Raw genomic sequence first — 15,731 nt, forward strand, 5'->3', positions numbered from 1 at the left:
GCGGGGGCAGAGCTGTGATCAGTGAACCGGAGCTGGACGGCGGCTGGGGCGCGACGGGGGCCGCGGGCACCGCGGCCCCGGCGGACCCGGAGCGAGCGGGGGAGCCGCCGGCCGGGACGGCGCGCGGGGCGCGGCGGCCCTGGCTGTGGGCGCTGGGGGGCGTGGCCGCCGCCTCGGCGGTGTGGGCGGGGGCGCTGTACGCGGCCGGGGGAGCGCAGCCGGGGCAGCCGGAGATCGCGTACCGGATGCCGGCGAACCTGTGCGACGACCTCAAGGCCCCGCGGCTGACCGCGCTCCAGCCGGGCCTGCGCGGCGACACCCCGACGCACCGGGAGTTCACGCACCCCGCGATGGACACGGCCTTCTGCCTCCTGGAGACCCCGGGAAAGGCCGGGCTCTCCACGACCGCAGAGGTCGAACTGCACCGGAAGGTCGATCCGGAGATCGAGTTCGAGCCCCGCATGGAGGTGTCCGAGTTCCTGGCCCAGTTGAAGCGCACGGCCGTGCCGGGCCTCGGCGAGCAGGCCATGATGGTCACGATGGACAAAGGCGACTACGCGCAGCTCACGGTGGTCGACGGCGGGGCCGTCCTCACGCTGACGGTGCACGCGTTCGCGGTGAACGGCCAGACCGAGCCGGAGATCGACCCCGACGCGCTCCAGACGGCCCTGATCGAGGACATGCGCGCCCTGATGGCGGCGCTGCGCGCGTAGCGGATCCGGGCGGGAGCACGAAGGGCCCCGCGGCCAAGGGACGGCCGCGGGGCCCGGGTTCGTACGGTCGTAGGCCCGTACGGGGCTGGGTGCGGTACTACTCGGCGGCGAGCGCCGACTCCGCGTCGAGGGTCACGGCGACCGCCTGGATCACCGAGGCGACCTTGAAGGCCTCCTGGACGGTCTCGCGGTCGACCCCGGCCTTGCGCAGGACCTGCTCGTGCGAGTCCAGGCACTGGCCGCAGCCGTTGATCGCGGAGACCGCGAGCGACCACAGCTCGAAGTCGACCTTCTCCACGCCGGGGTTGCCGATGACGTTCATCCGCAGGCCCGCGCGCAGCGTGCCGTACTCCGGGTCGGAGAGCAGGTGGCGCGTGCGGTAGAAGACGTTGTTCATCGCCATGATCGCGGCGGCGGACTTGGCGGCCGCGTACGCCTCCGGCGACAGGTTCGCCTTCGCCTCCGGCTCCAGCTCACGCAGGACGCGCGGGGAGCGGGCGGCGATCGCGCAGGACAGGACGGTGCCCCACAGCTGCTGCTGGGTCAGCGTGTTCTGGTTGCCGATCACCGAGCCGAGGTTGAGCTTCAGGTCCTTGGCGAAGTCCGGTATGGCGGACTTGAGCGCGTCGAGGGACATGGGTCACTCACCGGCCAGCAGCGCGCCGGCGTCCAGGGTGTCCTCGCCCTTGGTCCAGTTGCAGGGGCACAGCTCGTCGGTCTGCAGGGCGTCCAGGACCCGCAGGACCTCCTTGGGGTTACGGCCGACGGAGCCGGCGGTCACCATGGAGAACTGGATCTCGTTGTTCTGGTCGACGACGAAGACGGCGCGCTGCGCGAAGCCGTCCTCGCCCTGCACGCCACAGGCCTGCATGAGCTCGTGCTTGGAGTCGGCCAGCATCGGGAAGGGCAGGTCACGCAGGTCTGCGTGGTCCTTGCGCCAGGCGTGGTGCACGAACTCGGAGTCGCCGGAGACACCGAGGACCTGCGCGTCGCGGTCGGCGAACTCGTCGTTCAGCTTGCCGAACGCGGCGATCTCGGTCGGGCAGACGAAGGTGAAGTCCTTCGGCCAGAAGAACACCACGCGCCACTTGCCCTCGTAGGTCTTGTGGTCGATCTGCGCGAACTCCTTGCCCGCTTCGAGCGAGACGCAGGCGGTCAGATCGTAGGTGGGGAACTTGTCACCGACAGTGAGCACGTGCTCTCCTTGCGGAATGGAAAATAGCCCTTTTGGGGGTTTTCCGAGGGGGTTGGACGGATCTCACATGCTGGCACAGCTGCATTGATTACAGAAATAGCTAGCCTTGTGCTGGGTGATCGGAGGTACCTATCAGTGGCCGTGAGTAATAGGGGAGCGAAGCAGCCGACGCTCGCGCAGCTGCGCGCCTTCGCCGCCGTCGCCGAGCACCTGCACTTCCGCGACGCCGCCGCGGCGATCGGGATGAGCCAGCCGGCGCTGTCCGGCGCCGTCTCGGCGCTGGAGGAGGCGCTCGGCGTGCAGCTGCTGGAGCGCACCACCCGCAAGGTGCTGCTCTCGCCCGCCGGGGAACGGATCGCCGCCCGTGCCCGGACCGTGCTCGACGCCGTCGGCGCCCTGCTGGAGGAGGCCGAGGCCGTCCGCGCCCCCTTCACCGGGGCGCTGCGGCTCGGAGTGATCCCGACCGTCGCGCCGTACCTGCTGCCGACCGTCCTCGGGCTCTTCCACCGCCGCTGGCCGAGCCTGGACCTCCAGGTCTACGAGGAGCAGACCTCCTCGCTGCTGGAGGGCCTGGCCGCGGGCCGGCTCGACCTGCTGCTGCTCGCCGTACCGCTCGGGGTCCCGGGCGTGAGCGAACTGCCCCTCTTCGACGAGGACTTCGTCCTGCTCGCGCCCCGCGAGCACCCGCTGGCCGGGCGCCGGGACATCCCGCGCGAGGAACTGCGGGACCTGCGGCTGCTGCTGCTCGACGAGGGCCACTGCCTGCGCGACCAGGCCCTCGACATCTGCCGGGAGGCCGGCCGCGCCGACGGCGCCGCCGTCACGACCACCGCCGCCGGGCTCTCCACCCTCGTACAACTGGTCGCCGGGGGACTGGGCGTCACGCTGTTGCCGCGGACGGCGCTGCGCCTGGAGACCGCGCGCAACGACCAGCTGGCCACCGGCTACTTCGCCGAGCCGGCGCCTTCGCGGCGGATCGCGCTGGCCATGCGGACGGGCACGGCCCGCCAGGACGAGTTCCGCACGATCGCGGCGGCCCTGCGCGAAGCCGTACGCCCCCTGCCGGTGTGGCCCACCGACTGACGGCGGCACCGGGAGCGGGCGTACGGCTGCGGGGCGCGAGGCCGCGGGGCTACTCCGTGCGCAGCCCGTCCGGGCGCATCATGCGCAGCAGGGACGGCAGGCTGAACAGGGTCACCGCGGCGATCATGCCCGCCCCGATGCCCGACATCGCCAGCACCGAGGCCCAGTCGACCCGGACCGGGACCGCGGACATCCGCAGCAGCACCGTGCCCAGCGTGACTCCCACCGCGGAGGCCAGGGCCAGGCCGAGGGCCACCGGCACCGCCGTCTGCCACAGCACCGACAGGCTCAGCGTCGAGCGCCTCGTCCCGAAGGCCACCAGCGTGGACAGCAGCCTCCGGCGCTCGCGCAACTGCTCCACCTGGGACAGCAGCAGACTGGTGCCGATCAGGACCAGGACCGCCGCCGCGCCGAAGAACAGCCCGGCCCGGATGGTGGCGTAACGGGCGTCCTCCGTCCCCGAGAACGTCCCCGCGTACGCCAGCGGCTCCGCCCGGTGGACCGCCACCCGGGCCTCCTCCATCGCGTCCGGCACGGTGTGGTCCAGCCGGAGGTGGACCTGCGTCACCGCGCCGGCGGCCACGCCCGCGGGGGCGGCCGAAGGCGTCACCAGGACCCCGGTCCGGACGTCACCGCCCGGGTCCTCGCGGGCGGTGACGTGCCGGGCCGTCGCGGGCACGGTCCAGGGCACCGTCGGGACACCGCCCAGGTAGCCCGACACATTGCCCGTGAACAGCCGCTGTCCGGGCTCGGGGACGACGCCGTACGGCCCTCCGTCGGGCAGGACGAAGGAGTCGCCCTCCGCGCACGGGCCGAGCACGGCGACCTCGCGCAGCGCCTCGCAGGTGCCGACGGTGATGTCCACCGTCGCGGTCTTCTCGTGCTCCGTGACGGCGGCGTCGAGCCGGGCCAGCGCGGTGGCCGAGGCGATCCCCCGGGCCTCGCCGAGCCGCCCGCCGAGCGCGGCGACCCGGTCCCACTCCCCGCCGGCCGGGGCGCCGTCCCGCAGGAGGACCGTCAGTTCGGCACGGCGCCCGTCCTCGGCGCTCTGCGCGGCGTACCCGCCCCCGACGCCCGTGAACATCATCTGCAGGGCGATGGCGCCGGCGACGGCGACCGCGACGCCGTTGACCAGCCGGGCCGCCGGACCGCTGTTCACCTGGAGCCGGCGGATGCCCAGCTGCCAGGAGACCGGCCCCGCGCCCAGCCGGCCCACCAGCCGCTCCAGCAGCCACGGCAGCAGGGCGGTGACACCGACGAGCAGGAGGACGACACCGGCGCCGACCTGCCACTGGCTGAAGTCGCCGAGCTCGCGCCCGTCCCCCATCAGCGGCGCGAGGAGGGCGAGTCCGGCGACCGGCATCAGCAGCCGCCACCAGATCCGGCGGCGGACCCGCCGCGCCGTACGGACGACGCCCAGCGGTTCGACGACCACGCGGCGCATCGTGAACAGCGTCACCGCGACCGACAGGAGGGGCACCGCGACGGCGACGAGCGCGAGCAGCCACCCGGCGGGGTCGAGGTCGGCGGGGAAGACGTCGCGCTGGTAGAGGTGGACGTAGCGCACCAGTTCCCGGCCGGCCAGGAAGAACACGGTGCCCAGCCCCAGCCCGGCCAGCGCGCCGGCCAGGGCCTCGCCGGCGGCGATCCGGCGGACCGTCCGGGTGTCGGCGCCCACCAGGCGCAGCGCGGCCAGCCGCCGGTCGCGGCGCTCGCCGCCGGAGCGGACGGCGGCGGCGATGAAGACGACGACCGGCATCAGCAGCGCCACGAAGGTGAGCAGGATCAGCAGGCTGAGGATCGGGTCCAGCGGCTTGCGCTCGACCTCGCCGGAGAACCCCGAGACCCGCTGGACGGTCCCGAGCCCCCCGGCCGGCGGCCGGAGCAGGTCCGTGCCGGCGTAGAAGCAGAGCTCGCCGGGACCGACCAGGCCCGCGTCGCCGATGGTCCCGGTGATCCGCCCGCCCAGGCGCTCGCGCAGCAGCCGGCCCTCGTCCGACGCCAGCAGCTCCGCCAGGGCGGGGGAGACGGCGAGTTCACCGGGGGCGGGGAGCTCGCGCAGGCCGGGCGGTACGGCCGGGGCGGCGCCCTCGGCCTGGACGAACAGGCCGTCGATGTGCTGCCCGCGGTACTCCTGGCGGGCACTCATGGTCAGGAGGGTGGCGGGTCCGGGCCCGACGCCCTCGGCCACCGCCACCGGCGTGCGCGCGTCCTCGCGCAGGTGCCGGGCGGACAGGGCGTTCGGCAGCGCGGTGGTGATCAGCAGCAGGGCGACGCCCAGGCCCACGCCGACGGCGGTGAGCAGGGTGCGGGTCCAGCCCTCGCGGCCGCCCGTGCACGCGAACCGGACGCCCATCGCCAGGTCGCGGGCCCAGACGTGCGGGGCGCCGGGCGGCCGGGCCGGACCGGCCGGTCCCCCGGGCGGTGCGCCGAGCGGCCCCCGGGCGCGGGAGGCGTCGTTCATATCGCGCGCTCCATGTCGCGGGAGCGGCCGTCGCGTACGACGATCTCGCGGTCGGAGTACGCCGCCACCCGCGCCTCGTGCGTCACCAGGACCAGGGCCGCGCTGGAGGCGCGGGCGGTCTCGGCGAGCAGCTGCATCACGAGTTCGCCGTTGAGGGAGTCCAGTGCCCCGGTGGGCTCGTCGGCGAAGATCACCCGGGGGCGGGTGACCAGCGCCCGGGCGACCGCGACCCGCTGGCCCTGGCCGCCGGAGACCTCGCCGGGGCGGCGGCCGGCGACGACGTCGACCTCCAGCCGGGTCAGCCACTCCCGCGCGGTGTGCTCGGCCTCCTTGCGCCGTACGCCCGCCAGGCGCAGCGGCAGGGCGACGTTCTCCAGGCAGGTCAGCTCCGGGACGAGCTGGCCGAACTGGAAGACGAAGCCGAACTCGTCGCGGCGCAGGGCGCTGCGCTCGCGGTCGCCCATCGCCGTCAGCTCGCGGCCGGCGTACGTGACGGACCCGGAGTCCGGGGTCACGATGCCGGCGAGGCAGTGCAGCAGGGTCGACTTGCCGGAGCCGGAGGGCCCCATGACGGCGACGACCTCGCCCGGGTGGATGGAGAACTCCGCGCCGGTGAGGGCGGTGGTGGAGCCGTAGGACTTGCACAGGTCCCTGGCGGTGAGCAGGGATCCTTCGGGTATCACGCGCCGACCTCCCGGGCGAGCTGGTCCAGGCGGGCGGCGGCGAGTTCGAGCCAGCGCAGGTCTGCCTCCAGGTGGAACAGGGCGTGGTCGCAGACGAGTTGGTCGGCGAGGTCGCCCTTGCGCTTGCGGGTGGTCAGGATGCGCATCAGGCGCAGGTGCTCGGCACGCTGGGTGTCGAGCAGGTCGGCGGCGCTGCGGCCGGTGAGCAGCGCCAGGACGACCTTGGTGTAGAGGGTCGACTGCAGGTACGGCTCGGGCTTCTCCGGCTGGGCCAGCCAGGCGCCGACATCGGTGATCCCGGCGGCGGTGATGGCGTAGCGCTTGCGCTCGGGCCCGCCGCCCGCCTCGATGCCGTCGACCTCGACGAGGCCGTTCTTCAGCAGGCGGGACATGGTCGAGTAGACCTGCCCGTAGGCGAGGGGACGGTCGTGGCCGAACCTCTCGTCGAAGGCGCGCTTGAGGTCGTATCCGTGGCGTGGACCGGCCTCCAGGAGGCCGAGCAGAGTGTGACCGATGGACATACGTGGCACTCTACACCGTGTGTATACGCGGAGTGTATAGATGGCCTTCCGGCCGGCCGCCGACCGGAAAACGACCGGAAAGCGACCCGCCGGCGGGCAGGTGACGGGCGGTTGCGGGCCCGCGGGCGGGCGGGCTGCCGGGGGCGCGGCCATTCGAAGGGACTCGGCCCCCGCGGGCGGCCGTCCGGCACCGACGCCCGGCGGGGGCTGGCATGTTGAGGGCCGGCCCTGCCCCGCGTACGTCCGAAAGGCGCGCCATGCCCGCACCCTCCACCGACCTCGCCGCGCTCCCGCCCCAGCAGTCCGGAACCACGCGGCGCCCGGTGGCCGAGCCCGCCCCGCCCGCCCGCGCCCGGACGCCCTGGTGGCTGTGGACCCTCGCCGGCGGCCTCTTCCTCCTCTACACGGCGCTGTCCTGGCGCACCCACGACCGGCTGCTCTCCCACAGCTTCGACCTCGGGATCTTCGACCAGGCCGTGCGCTCCTACGCGCAGGGGCGGCTGCCCGTCGCCGAGGTGAAGGGGCCCGGCTTCCCCGTGCTGGGCGACCACTTCTCCCCGGTCCTGGCCCTGCTGGCGCCGCTGTACTGGCTGTGGCCGTCGGTGAAGGTGCTGCTGGTGGCGCAGGCGGCGCTGATCGCGTGGAGCGTGCTGCCGCTGGCGGGCTGGGCGCGTACGGCCCTGGGGTCGCGGGCGGGCGCGGTGACGGGGTGCGCCTACGGACTGTCGTGGGGCATCGCCAGCGGCGTCGGCTTCGACTTCCACGAAGTGGCCTTCGCCGTACCGCTGCTGGCGTGCTCGCTGGCCGCGCTCGGCCGCGGGCGGCTGCGGGCCGCCGCGTGCTGGGCCCTGCCGCTGGTGCTGGTCAAGGAGGACCTGGGGGTGACGGTGGCGGTCATCGGTCTGCTCGTCGCCCGGCGCGGTGCCCGCCGTACCGGGATCGCCACCGCTGCGGCGGGGCTGGCGTGCACGCTGCTGGCGGTGCTGGTGCTGGTGCCCGCGTTCAGCCCGACCGGCAGCTACGTCTACACGGGGTACCTCGGCGGTTCAGGTTCCGGCTCCGGTGGCGCGCCGGGCGGCCTCGGCGGCCTGCTGTGGCGCGGTACGGCGGGCCTGGTCACCCCCCAGACCAAGCTCGCCACCCTGGTCCTGGTGCTCGCGCCCACGCTGTTCCTGGCGGTGCGCTCCCCGCTGGTCCTGGTCGCCGTACCGACGCTGGTGTGGCGCTTCGCCTCGGACAACGAGGCCCACTGGGGGACCGGCTACCACTACTCGCTGATCCTGATGCCGGTCGTCTTCGCGGCCTTCGTCGACGCCCTGCACCGGCGCGGGAGCAGTCCGCAGAGCCTGCGTCGCTACCTCGCCGGTGCGGCGGCGGTCTGCCTGCTGGCCCTGCCCGCCTTCCCGCTGTGGCAGCTGGTCCAGCCGGCCACCTGGCGCACCGACCCGCGGGTCGCCGTGGCCCACCGGCTGATGGACAGGATTCCCGACGGAGCCACCGTGCAGGCGTCGGACGGCCTGGTGCCGCACCTCACCGGCCGGACCAGCGCCAGCCTCCACGGCTGGCCCGACAGCCGCCCCGACCCGGAGTGGATCCTGGTGGACACGCTGGTCCCGCCGGAGCGGCGTTGGCCGCTGTCCGCCGTGGACGAGTCCGTCGCCCTGGCCGAGGCGCGGGCCCGGGGCTACCGGGAGGCGGCGCAGGAGGACGGCTTCGTGCTGCTGCGCCGGGCCGGCCACGGGGTGTCCGGCCCGGCCGGCTGAGCGTGTCCGGCCCCGCCGCCCGAGGCACCGGCTGGGGGTCTCCGACCGTGCCGGCCGGACGTCAGGCGTCGGGGGCCCTGCGCGGCCGGCCGCGCGGGGCGATCGGCGCGGCGCCACCGGGGAGCCGGCCCGATTCCGCGAGCGCGCGCCGGAGCAGGAACTCGATCTGCGCGTTGGCGCTGCGCAGTTCGTCGCCAGCCCAGCGGGCCAGGGCGTCGTAGACCTGCGGGTCCAGCCGCAGCAGCACCTGCTTGCGGGCCTGCCGCCCGCCGCGCCCACCCGGGGCGGCGGCGGGCTCCGGGGCCTGCTCGCCGGGGGTCACTGGTAGAGGGTGCCCGTGTTGACGACGGGCTGTGCGGAGCGATCACCGCACAGCACCACCATCAGGTTGGAGACCATGGCGGCCTTGCGCTCCGGGTCCAGCTCCACGATGTCCTCCTCGGCGAGGCGGGTCAGGGCCAGCTCGACCATGCCCACCGCACCCTCGACGATCTCCCGGCGGGCCGCGACGACGGCGCCCGCCTGCTGGCGCTGGAGCATCGCCGAGGCGATCTCCGGAGCGTACGCGAGATGCGTGAAGCGGGACTCGATGATGTGCACACCGGCCGCGTCGACCCGGGCCTGCAGTTCGGCCGCGAGCTTCTCGGTGATCTCCTCGGCGTTCTCGCGCAGCGACAGCCCGCCCTCGTCGTGGGAGTCGTAGGGGTACTCGATGGCGATGTGCCGGACGGCGGCCTCGGTCTGGGTCTCGACGAACTCGGAGAAGTCGTCCACCTCGAAGACCGCGCGCGCGGTGTCCTCGACCTTCCACACCACCACGGCCGCCAGCTCGATCGGGTTGCCGTAGGCGTCGTTGACCTTCAGGACGGCCGTCTCGTGGTTGCGGACGCGGGTGGAGATCTTGTGACGGGAGGTCAGCGGGTTGACCCAGCGCAGGCCGTCGGTACGGATCGTGCCCCGGTAGCGGCCGAAGAGCTGGACCACCCGGGCCTGGCCGGGCGCCACCGTGTTCAGCCCGCACATCGCGAAGACCGAGCCGATGTCGACCAGGATGCCCAGCGCGATCAGGAGGCCCTTGGCGAGGGCGGCGGCCGCCGCCGCGCCGGCCGCGATCAGGCCCCCGCCCGCCAGCAGTCCGGCCAGTCCGAGCAGCAGGGCCAGCCCGCCGCCGACGCTGTGCGCCGGGAACTCCCGTACCTGCGGCTCCTGCTCGGGCACCGATGCGTTCGTCATGATCCACCCCGTTTTCCATGGGTCCGCTCGATCGCGGCCCCTAGCAAAGTGATATCACTTTATCGTCGCACCGCAACCCTCGGGGCCTCCCGTGCGTCGGTTCCTTCGGCGTGGGTGCTGATTCTCACGTCCGAAATGACCGGTATTGGCCTTGCTTGGCCAACCTATGTCACAGCCTGCGGTGTTAGTTTTCGGAGCTGACGTCGGGGGGTTATCGAGCGGAGCGGGAGCGATGGGCCGAGCAGAAGCGCGACGGGCGCAGAAGCAGCGCGGAACGCGGCGGGCGTCGCGCGGTCGCGCGGCGAACAGCGGCGCGGAGGCCGGCCCCGGCCGCGGCGCCGGCAAGGCCAAGCGGGGCGGTATACGCAGGTTCTTCACCTGGAAGAAGATCCTCGGCACGTTCTTCGGCCTGATCCTGCTCGGGATGGCCGCGCTGGTCGGTCTGTACTTCTACGTCGACAAGCCGGACCCCAACACCGAGGCGACGCTCCAGAGCAACACCTACCAGTTCTCCGACGGCTCGGTGATGACCCGGACCGGAAAGATGAACCGCGAGATCCTCCCGATCGACAAGATCGCGAAGGACACGCGCAGCGCCTTCATCGCCGCCGAGAACAAGTCCTTCTACAAGGACAGCGGCGTCGACATCAAGGGCCTGGGCCGCGCGGCGCTCCAGGCCGTCACCGGCGGCCGCAAGTCCGGCGGCTCGACGATCACCCAGCAGTACGTCAAGAACTACTACCTGAACCAGGACCAGACGGTCACCCGCAAGCTCAAGGAGCTGGTGATCTCCCTCAAGGTCGACCAGTCCATGGAGAAGGACGACATCCTCGCCGGCTACATGAACACGAGCTACTTCGGCCGCAACGCCTACGGCGTCCAGGCCGCCGCCCAGGCCTACTACGGCGTGAACGCGGACAAGCTCACGGTCGAGCAGAGCGCCTACCTCGCCGCCCTCCTCCAGGCCCCCAGCCAGTACGACTGGGCCGTCGCCAGCGAGACCAGCAAGAACCTGGTCAAGGAGCGCTTCGAGTACGTCCTGAACAACATGGTCGAGATGGGCGAGCTGGACCCCGCCAAGCGCGCGGGCATGCAGTTCCCCATACCCAACAAGCCCAAGGCCGCCCCGGGCAGCGAAGGCCAGAAGGGCTACCTCATCGAGGCCGCCAACGCCGAGATGGAGGCCCAGGGCATCACCGCCGACCAGCTCAAGGCCGGCGGCTGGACGATCAAGCTGACCATCGACCCCAAGAAGCAGGCGGCGCTGGAGAAGGCCGTCCAGGACGAGCTGGAGTCCAAGCTCGACCGCAAGGACGCCAAGCCCAAGGCGGTCGACCCCACCGTCCAGGCCGGCGCCACCTCGGTCGACCCCAAGACCGGCAAGATCGTCGCCATGTACGGCGGCACGGGACAGCAGGACCACTGGTCCAGCAACGCCCTGCGCAAGGACTACCAGCCCGGCTCGACGTTCAAGCCGATCGTGCTGGCCTCCGCCCTGGAGAACAAGTCCCGCACCCAGGACGGCAAGCCGATCACGCCGAACGCCCTCTACGACGGCACCAGCGGCCGCGCGGTCGTCGGCAGCGCGGTGCCCTTCAACCCGCAGAACCAGGACCAGCAGGACTACAAGACCGGTGACAGCCCGCTGATCACGGTCCAGAAGGCCACCAACTCCTCGGTCAACTCCGTCTACGCCCAGATGATCGTGGACGTGAAGCCGCAGAACGTGAAGAAGACGGCCCTCGCCCTCGGGATGAAGGACCGCAAGGGCTGGCCCGAGGACAAGCCGGCCATGTCGCTGGGCACCATGAGCGCCAACACCCTCGAGATGGCCGCCGTGTACGCCACCTTCGACAACCACGGCAAGAAGGTCACCCCGACCATCGTCGAGTCGGCCAAGCACGCCTACCGCACCTACACGCCCGTCCAGGCCGTCGGTGGCCAGGCGATCAGCAAGGTGACCGCCGACACCGTCACCAAGGTGCTCACCGGCGTCGTCAACGAGGGCTCCGGCAGCGCGGTCAAGTCCAGCGCCTACGAGGCCGCCGCCAAGACCGGTACCACCGAGTCCAACGTCGCCGCCTGGTTCACCGCGTACACCCCGGAGCTGGTCACCGTCGTCGCGATGTTCGGCGAGGAGCCGGGCACCGGCACCCAGGTCAGCCTCTACGGCGCCGCCGGCAGCAACGCCCGTGTCGGTGGCTCCAGCTTCCCGGCCGAGATCTGGAAGACGTACACGCTCGCCGCCCTGCGCGGCGGGAAGGCCGGCCAGTTCGACCTGGACGACGCCGACATGGGCGAGCCCCCGGCCGCGCCCAGCCGCACCACCTCGCCGTCGGCCACGACCAGCCGCACCCCGGACCCGACCACCAGCGGCAGCAGCAAGCCGCCGACGTCGTCGGGCAAGCCGGACCCGACGCAGAGCAGCACGGGCAAGCCGGACCCGACGCAGAGCAGCACGGGCAAGCCGGACCCGACCCAGACCAGCACGGGCAAGCCCGGCCCGACCCTGACCGGCGGCCCCCCCTTCGGCCAGTAGCCGCGAGGAGAGGCCCCGCGCAACGAACAGACCGCCGCCCGGCAGCCCACAGGCTGCCGGGCGGCGGTCCTTTTCTCGCCCGGACCTACGTCTCCGCGACCGCCGCCGCGATCGGGCCGCCGCAGGTCCTTGTCGCCCTCGGCCCTCCCCGACCAGTCAACGCCGCTCGCGGCCACCCGGCAACGGGAGCTCGAACCAGACGACCTTTCCGCTGCTCAGACGGGTCGCGCCCCAGCGCCGGGCCATCCGGTTGACCAGGAACAGGCCACGGCCGCCCTCGTCGGTGTCCCGGGCACGGCGCTGGCGGGGCAGCTGCGGGGAGTCGTCGCCGACCTCGCAGCGCAGCACGTCCGTACGCAGCAGGCGCAGCGTGACCGGCCGCTCCGCGTACCGCACGGCATTCGTGACGACCTCGCTGACCAGCAGCTCCAGGGAGTCACCGAGCTCCTCCAGGCCCCAGCGCGACAGCGCGCGGCGGGCGAACCGGCGGGCCCGGCCCGGAGCCGTCTCCTCCGGGTCCAGGAACCAGTACGCGACGTCACTGGGCGCGATCCCGTCGAAGCGGGCCGCGAGCAGCGCGATGTCGTCGTCCCGGTCGCCGGGGCCCAGCATGTCCAGGACGTCGTCGCACAGCGCCTCCAGCGGCGGCGGGTGGTCCAGGCCGGTCAGCTGGGCGGTGGTCGCCAGCCGCTCGCGCAGCAGCTCGATGCCCGTCCAGACGTCCCGCAGCCGGGACTCCACCAGGCCGTCGGTGTACAGCAGCAGCGTCGCCCCGGCCGGGGCGTCCAGCTCGACCGCCTCGAAGTCCACGCCGCCGACGCCGATCGGCGCGCCCGGCGGCACCCGCAGCACCTCGGCGCGGCCGCCCAGGTGCAGCAGCACCGGTGGCGGATGGCCGGCGTTGGCGATGGTGATCCGGTGCGAGACCGGGTCGTAGACGGCGTACAGGCAGGTGGCCATCCGGTCGGTGCCCAGGCGCTGCGCCTGCTCGTCGAGGTGGTGCAGGACCTCGGCGGGCGGCAGGTCCAGCTGGGCCAGGGTCTGCGCCGTCGTCCGCAGCTGGCCCATGATCGCGGCGGAGGTCATGGAGTGGCCCATGACGTCGCCCACGACGAGGGCGACCCGGCTGCCGGGCAGCGGTATGGCGTCGTACCAGTCGCCGCCGACCCGGGCCGTCTCGGCGGCGGGCAGGTAGCGGGAGGCCAGCCGGACGCCGGTGGGCTGGGGCAGGCTGTCGGGGAGCATGGTGCGCTGGAGCTCGTCGGCGATGTACGCCTCGCGGCCGTAGAGCACCGCCTTGTCGATGCCGAGCGCGGTGTGCGTGGCCAGCTGGGCGGCGACCAGGAGGTCGTTCTGCTCGAAGGCGGGCCGCTCCGGGGTGCGCAGGAACACCGCGGCCCCGATGACCCGGCGGCGGCCGCGCAGCGGCGCCAGGATGGCCCGCTGGCCGCGCGGGATGGGATGCTCGGCGCCCAGCAGCTCGGGCAGCGCGGCCCGGGCGGCGGGGGAGGACCCGAAGACCGGCCGCACCCCGCGCAGCACCTCGGCGAGCGCCCCGCCGGGGCGGATCTCGCACAGCTCGGCGGCCGGCAGGTCGCCCTGCGGGCCGAGCAGCGGCAGCTGGCTGAAGTCGAGCTCCCCGGCGGCCCCGGTGACCCCGGTGACGGCCGTGAGATCCAGTCCGGCGCCGGAGGTGTGGTCGGTCAGGTCGTCGATCGGCCGCAGCCGGTCGGTGCGGCGCAGCCTTAAGACGACCGCGCCCATCGGCCGTTCGTCGCCGACCGGCAGCGGGTCCCGCAGGTAGACGAGGATGGCGTCGGAGAACGTGGGCACGGTGGCCCGGCACAGCCCGAGCACGATCTCGTCGAGGTCGATGCCGCGGGCGATCCGGCGGGTCGCGGCTCCGACGAAGCGCAGCCGGTCGCCCTCGCGCCGGGCGACACCGAGCTCGCCGGTGCCCGGCGTACCGGCGCCCGGCGTACCCGCGCCGCCCGCGGCGGCGGAGCCCGGGCCTTCGGTGGCCGAGCCGGTGGCGGCCGGGCCGGTGGTGGTCGCGGCCGGGTCCGTGGTGCCGGCGGCCGGGTCCCGGCCGGATACGGGCGTGCCGCCGGGCCCCGCCGCGTTGCGCGCGGCGGCCGTGTCGCGGCGGTGGGCGCCGCGCACCCGCGCCGCGCCCTCGCGGGAGCCGGAGCCGGAGCCGGTGCCGTCGTGGGAGGTGGGGGAGGCGGGGGCGCCCGTCGTGGTGCCGGGCAGCGCCGTGTCGTCCCCGGCGCCGTCGCCGCGGCGGGCCGGGGGGATCGCCGCCGGACCGGGGCAGGCGTCGGCGGGGTCCGGGCGGGTGGCCTGGGCGGCCGGGGCCGGCGTCTTGCCGTGGCCGGCCTCGTCGGAGCCCGCGGCCGCGCGCCCCGTGCGCTGCTGCCTCGCCCCGCGCGGCACGGGCACGGCGGAGCCGCCCGCCGCGGCAGACTGAGGCTGCGGGCCCTCGTGAGAGGTGGGGTACTCCGTCACGCGTGGAAGTCCGTCCGTTTGCGCTCGATGTGCGCTGCACTCAACTCGGTTCAGTCGCGGTATACCCGCTCAGCGGCCCGGGCACCGTCACCTCCCGGGAACGTCCCCCCAACTTTGTCGTGGGGCGCCGCCACCCCGCCCGTTTGCCCGCTCGTCACCAAGTCCCGCGCGCAGCATGCCAATTACGCAGCCTTACGGAGGACGATCCTACGTTTGAACCCCGGGGGCGCATCAAGGGTCTCATGAGGTCATATGCGCCGGGGTGCGGTCCCAGTCCTCGGGAAGAACCGGAACATCCCAGGTCGGATCGGGTCTCCAGCCCTCCCAGCCGTCCGAGAACGGCGATCCCCACGCCTTGATCACATTCACCGCGGCCCGCCCCGCGGCCTGCACCCGGCGGGCCTCCGAGGAGTCCATCAGCCCGGCCCGCTGCGCCTGGGCGAACTCGTCCTCGTCGCGCCACTTCCAGGTGCGGTCGGGGTAGACGGAGATGTCCAGGAAGTGGTCCACGGAGTCCACGCCGCCGGCCCACCGGGTCCGCGGCTCCTCCAGGTTCACGTACCAGCTCTTGAACTCCCAGCCGTGCTCCCAGAACAGCCACACCGACCACGGCTCCCCGGGGCGGGCCAGCTTCAGCACACCCGCCCCGAACCACCGCGACCGCACGGTCGTGCGGGGCGCGGTGTAGCGGGTGGCGAGCGGCTCGTCGTGCACGGCGGTGCCGTCGGCGAGCACCGGCTTGACGCATTCGGTGCCGGGGGCCATCCACACCGCCAGCAGGTCCTCGGTGTCCTGGACGACGGTCACCGGGCGGGCGATGTGGACCGGGCCCTTCAGGCCCGGGGCATGGTCGCGGTAGCGCCAGAGGATGTGGTCCCCGGGCGCCCAGTGCGTGTCCGGAGCGTCACCGCGTGCCGCGCGGTGCGTCCCGTGCGCGTCGCCGCCCCCGCGGCCTGCCGTACCTGTCATGCGCAGATCTTAGGGCGCGGCCGCGGCGCCCGCTGCGGCGCGGGTCACGGAGGTGGCCCG

The 15,731-nt window shown here is 73.6% G+C and carries 13 protein-coding genes; 4 read left to right on the forward strand and 9 right to left on the reverse strand.

All coding sequences use genetic code 11. The features are described from left to right. Nucleotides 1-14: 14 nt before the first annotated feature. Nucleotides 15-713: a hypothetical protein gene (locus ACZ6KO_RS16055; RefSeq protein WP_469304590.1), complete on the forward strand. Its 699-nt coding sequence runs from the start codon at nucleotides 15-17 to the stop codon at nucleotides 711-713. A 97-nt stretch (nucleotides 714-810) separates the two neighbouring features. On the opposite strand, the gene ACZ6KO_RS16060 is transcribed toward ACZ6KO_RS16055, so the two are convergent. Both ACZ6KO_RS16060 and ACZ6KO_RS16065 read right to left on the reverse strand, forming a co-directional pair. Beyond that, entirely contained in the window at nucleotides 811-1,350 is a 540-nt protein-coding gene (locus ACZ6KO_RS16060) for an alkyl hydroperoxide reductase (RefSeq protein WP_469304591.1), read from the reverse strand. Nucleotides 1,351-1,353: 3 nt separating this feature from the next. Beyond that, entirely contained in the window at nucleotides 1,354-1,908 is a 555-nt protein-coding gene (locus ACZ6KO_RS16065) for a peroxiredoxin (protein WP_469304592.1), read from the reverse strand. Between the two features lie 135 nt (nucleotides 1,909-2,043). On the opposite strand from ACZ6KO_RS16065, the gene ACZ6KO_RS16070 reads away from it, so the two are divergent. Continuing rightward, nucleotides 2,044-2,991 (forward strand): hydrogen peroxide-inducible genes activator, encoded by a 948-nt coding sequence (locus tag ACZ6KO_RS16070; protein ID WP_469304593.1) that lies wholly within the window; start codon nucleotides 2,044-2,046, stop codon nucleotides 2,989-2,991. A gap of 49 nt (nucleotides 2,992-3,040) precedes the next feature. Here the strand turns inward: ACZ6KO_RS16070 and ACZ6KO_RS16075 are convergent, their stop codons facing one another. From ACZ6KO_RS16075 to ACZ6KO_RS16085, 3 genes are read right to left on the reverse strand one after another with little or no spacing between them, the layout of a single operon-like run. Beyond that, nucleotides 3,041-5,455 carry an ABC transporter permease gene (locus ACZ6KO_RS16075; RefSeq protein ID WP_469304594.1) on the reverse strand — a complete coding sequence of 805 codons (2,415 nt, stop codon included), beginning with the start codon at nucleotides 5,453-5,455 and terminating at the stop codon, nucleotides 3,041-3,043. Continuing rightward, nucleotides 5,452-6,138 (reverse strand): ABC transporter ATP-binding protein, encoded by a 687-nt coding sequence (locus ACZ6KO_RS16080; RefSeq protein ID WP_469304595.1) that lies wholly within the window; start codon nucleotides 6,136-6,138, stop codon nucleotides 5,452-5,454. Before ACZ6KO_RS16080 ends, ACZ6KO_RS16075 begins: the two co-directional genes overlap by 4 nt. Continuing rightward, on the reverse strand, nucleotides 6,135-6,659 hold the full coding sequence (locus tag ACZ6KO_RS16085) for a PadR family transcriptional regulator (RefSeq protein WP_469304596.1): 525 nt from the start codon (nucleotides 6,657-6,659) through the stop codon (nucleotides 6,135-6,137). The genes ACZ6KO_RS16080 and ACZ6KO_RS16085 overlap by 4 nt, the downstream gene beginning before the upstream one ends. Nucleotides 6,660-6,916: 257 nt before the next feature. Between ACZ6KO_RS16085 and ACZ6KO_RS16090 the strand changes: the two genes are divergently transcribed. Continuing rightward, nucleotides 6,917-8,422 carry a DUF2079 domain-containing protein gene (locus ACZ6KO_RS16090; RefSeq protein WP_469304597.1) on the forward strand — a complete coding sequence of 502 codons (1,506 nt, stop codon included), beginning with the start codon at nucleotides 6,917-6,919 and terminating at the stop codon, nucleotides 8,420-8,422. Between the two features lie 61 nt (nucleotides 8,423-8,483). Here ACZ6KO_RS16090 and ACZ6KO_RS16095 read toward each other — a convergent pair whose 3' ends face one another. Both ACZ6KO_RS16095 and ACZ6KO_RS16100 read right to left on the reverse strand, forming a co-directional pair. Next, nucleotides 8,484-8,744, reverse strand: a complete 261-nt coding sequence (locus ACZ6KO_RS16095) for a type II toxin-antitoxin system antitoxin (protein WP_401453993.1) — start codon at nucleotides 8,742-8,744, stop codon at nucleotides 8,484-8,486. Next, nucleotides 8,741-9,655, reverse strand: a complete 915-nt coding sequence (locus ACZ6KO_RS16100; RefSeq protein ID WP_469304598.1) for an SPFH domain-containing protein — start codon at nucleotides 9,653-9,655, stop codon at nucleotides 8,741-8,743. The genes ACZ6KO_RS16095 and ACZ6KO_RS16100 overlap by 4 nt, the downstream gene beginning before the upstream one ends. A gap of 232 nt (nucleotides 9,656-9,887) precedes the next feature. Here ACZ6KO_RS16100 and ACZ6KO_RS16105 point away from each other — a divergent pair, with 232 nt between their 5' ends. Continuing rightward, on the forward strand, nucleotides 9,888-12,194 hold the full coding sequence (locus ACZ6KO_RS16105; RefSeq protein ID WP_469304599.1) for a transglycosylase domain-containing protein: 2,307 nt from the start codon (nucleotides 9,888-9,890) through the stop codon (nucleotides 12,192-12,194). A gap of 156 nt (nucleotides 12,195-12,350) precedes the next feature. Here ACZ6KO_RS16105 and ACZ6KO_RS16110 read toward each other — a convergent pair whose 3' ends face one another. Both ACZ6KO_RS16110 and fomD read right to left on the reverse strand, forming a co-directional pair. Next, a complete protein-coding gene (locus ACZ6KO_RS16110) occupies nucleotides 12,351-14,636 on the reverse strand; it encodes a SpoIIE family protein phosphatase (protein WP_469304983.1) in 2,286 nt (761 codons plus the stop codon). 306 nt (nucleotides 14,637-14,942) lie between these two features. Continuing rightward, complete coding sequence (fomD, locus tag ACZ6KO_RS16115) at nucleotides 14,943-15,671, reverse strand: cytidylyl-2-hydroxypropylphosphonate hydrolase (RefSeq protein ID WP_469304600.1); 729 nt, start codon at nucleotides 15,669-15,671, stop codon at nucleotides 14,943-14,945. Nucleotides 15,672-15,731 lie beyond the last annotated feature (60 nt).

The sequence above is a fragment of the Streptomyces sp. NPDC042102 genome (assembly GCF_055582305.1).

What these genes read in the sequence shown, in the direction of transcription:
- ACZ6KO_RS16060 (WP_469304591.1), bottom strand. Translation starts at nt 1,350, where the DNA reads ATGTCCCTCGACGCGCTCAAGTCCGCCATACCGGACTTCGCCAAGGAC.
- ACZ6KO_RS16075 (WP_469304594.1), bottom strand. Translation starts at nt 5,455, where the DNA reads ATGAACGACGCCTCCCGCGCCCGGGGGCCGCTCGGCGCACCGCCCGGG.
- ACZ6KO_RS16085 (WP_469304596.1), bottom strand. Translation starts at nt 6,659, where the DNA reads ATGTCCATCGGTCACACTCTGCTCGGCCTCCTGGAGGCCGGTCCACGC.
- ACZ6KO_RS16090 (WP_469304597.1), top strand. Translation starts at nt 6,917, where the DNA reads ATGCCCGCACCCTCCACCGACCTCGCCGCGCTCCCGCCCCAGCAGTCC.
- ACZ6KO_RS16100 (WP_469304598.1), bottom strand. Translation starts at nt 9,655, where the DNA reads ATGACGAACGCATCGGTGCCCGAGCAGGAGCCGCAGGTACGGGAGTTC.
- ACZ6KO_RS16105 (WP_469304599.1), top strand. Translation starts at nt 9,888, where the DNA reads ATGGGCCGAGCAGAAGCGCGACGGGCGCAGAAGCAGCGCGGAACGCGG.
- fomD (WP_469304600.1), bottom strand. Translation starts at nt 15,671, where the DNA reads ATGACAGGTACGGCAGGCCGCGGGGGCGGCGACGCGCACGGGACGCAC.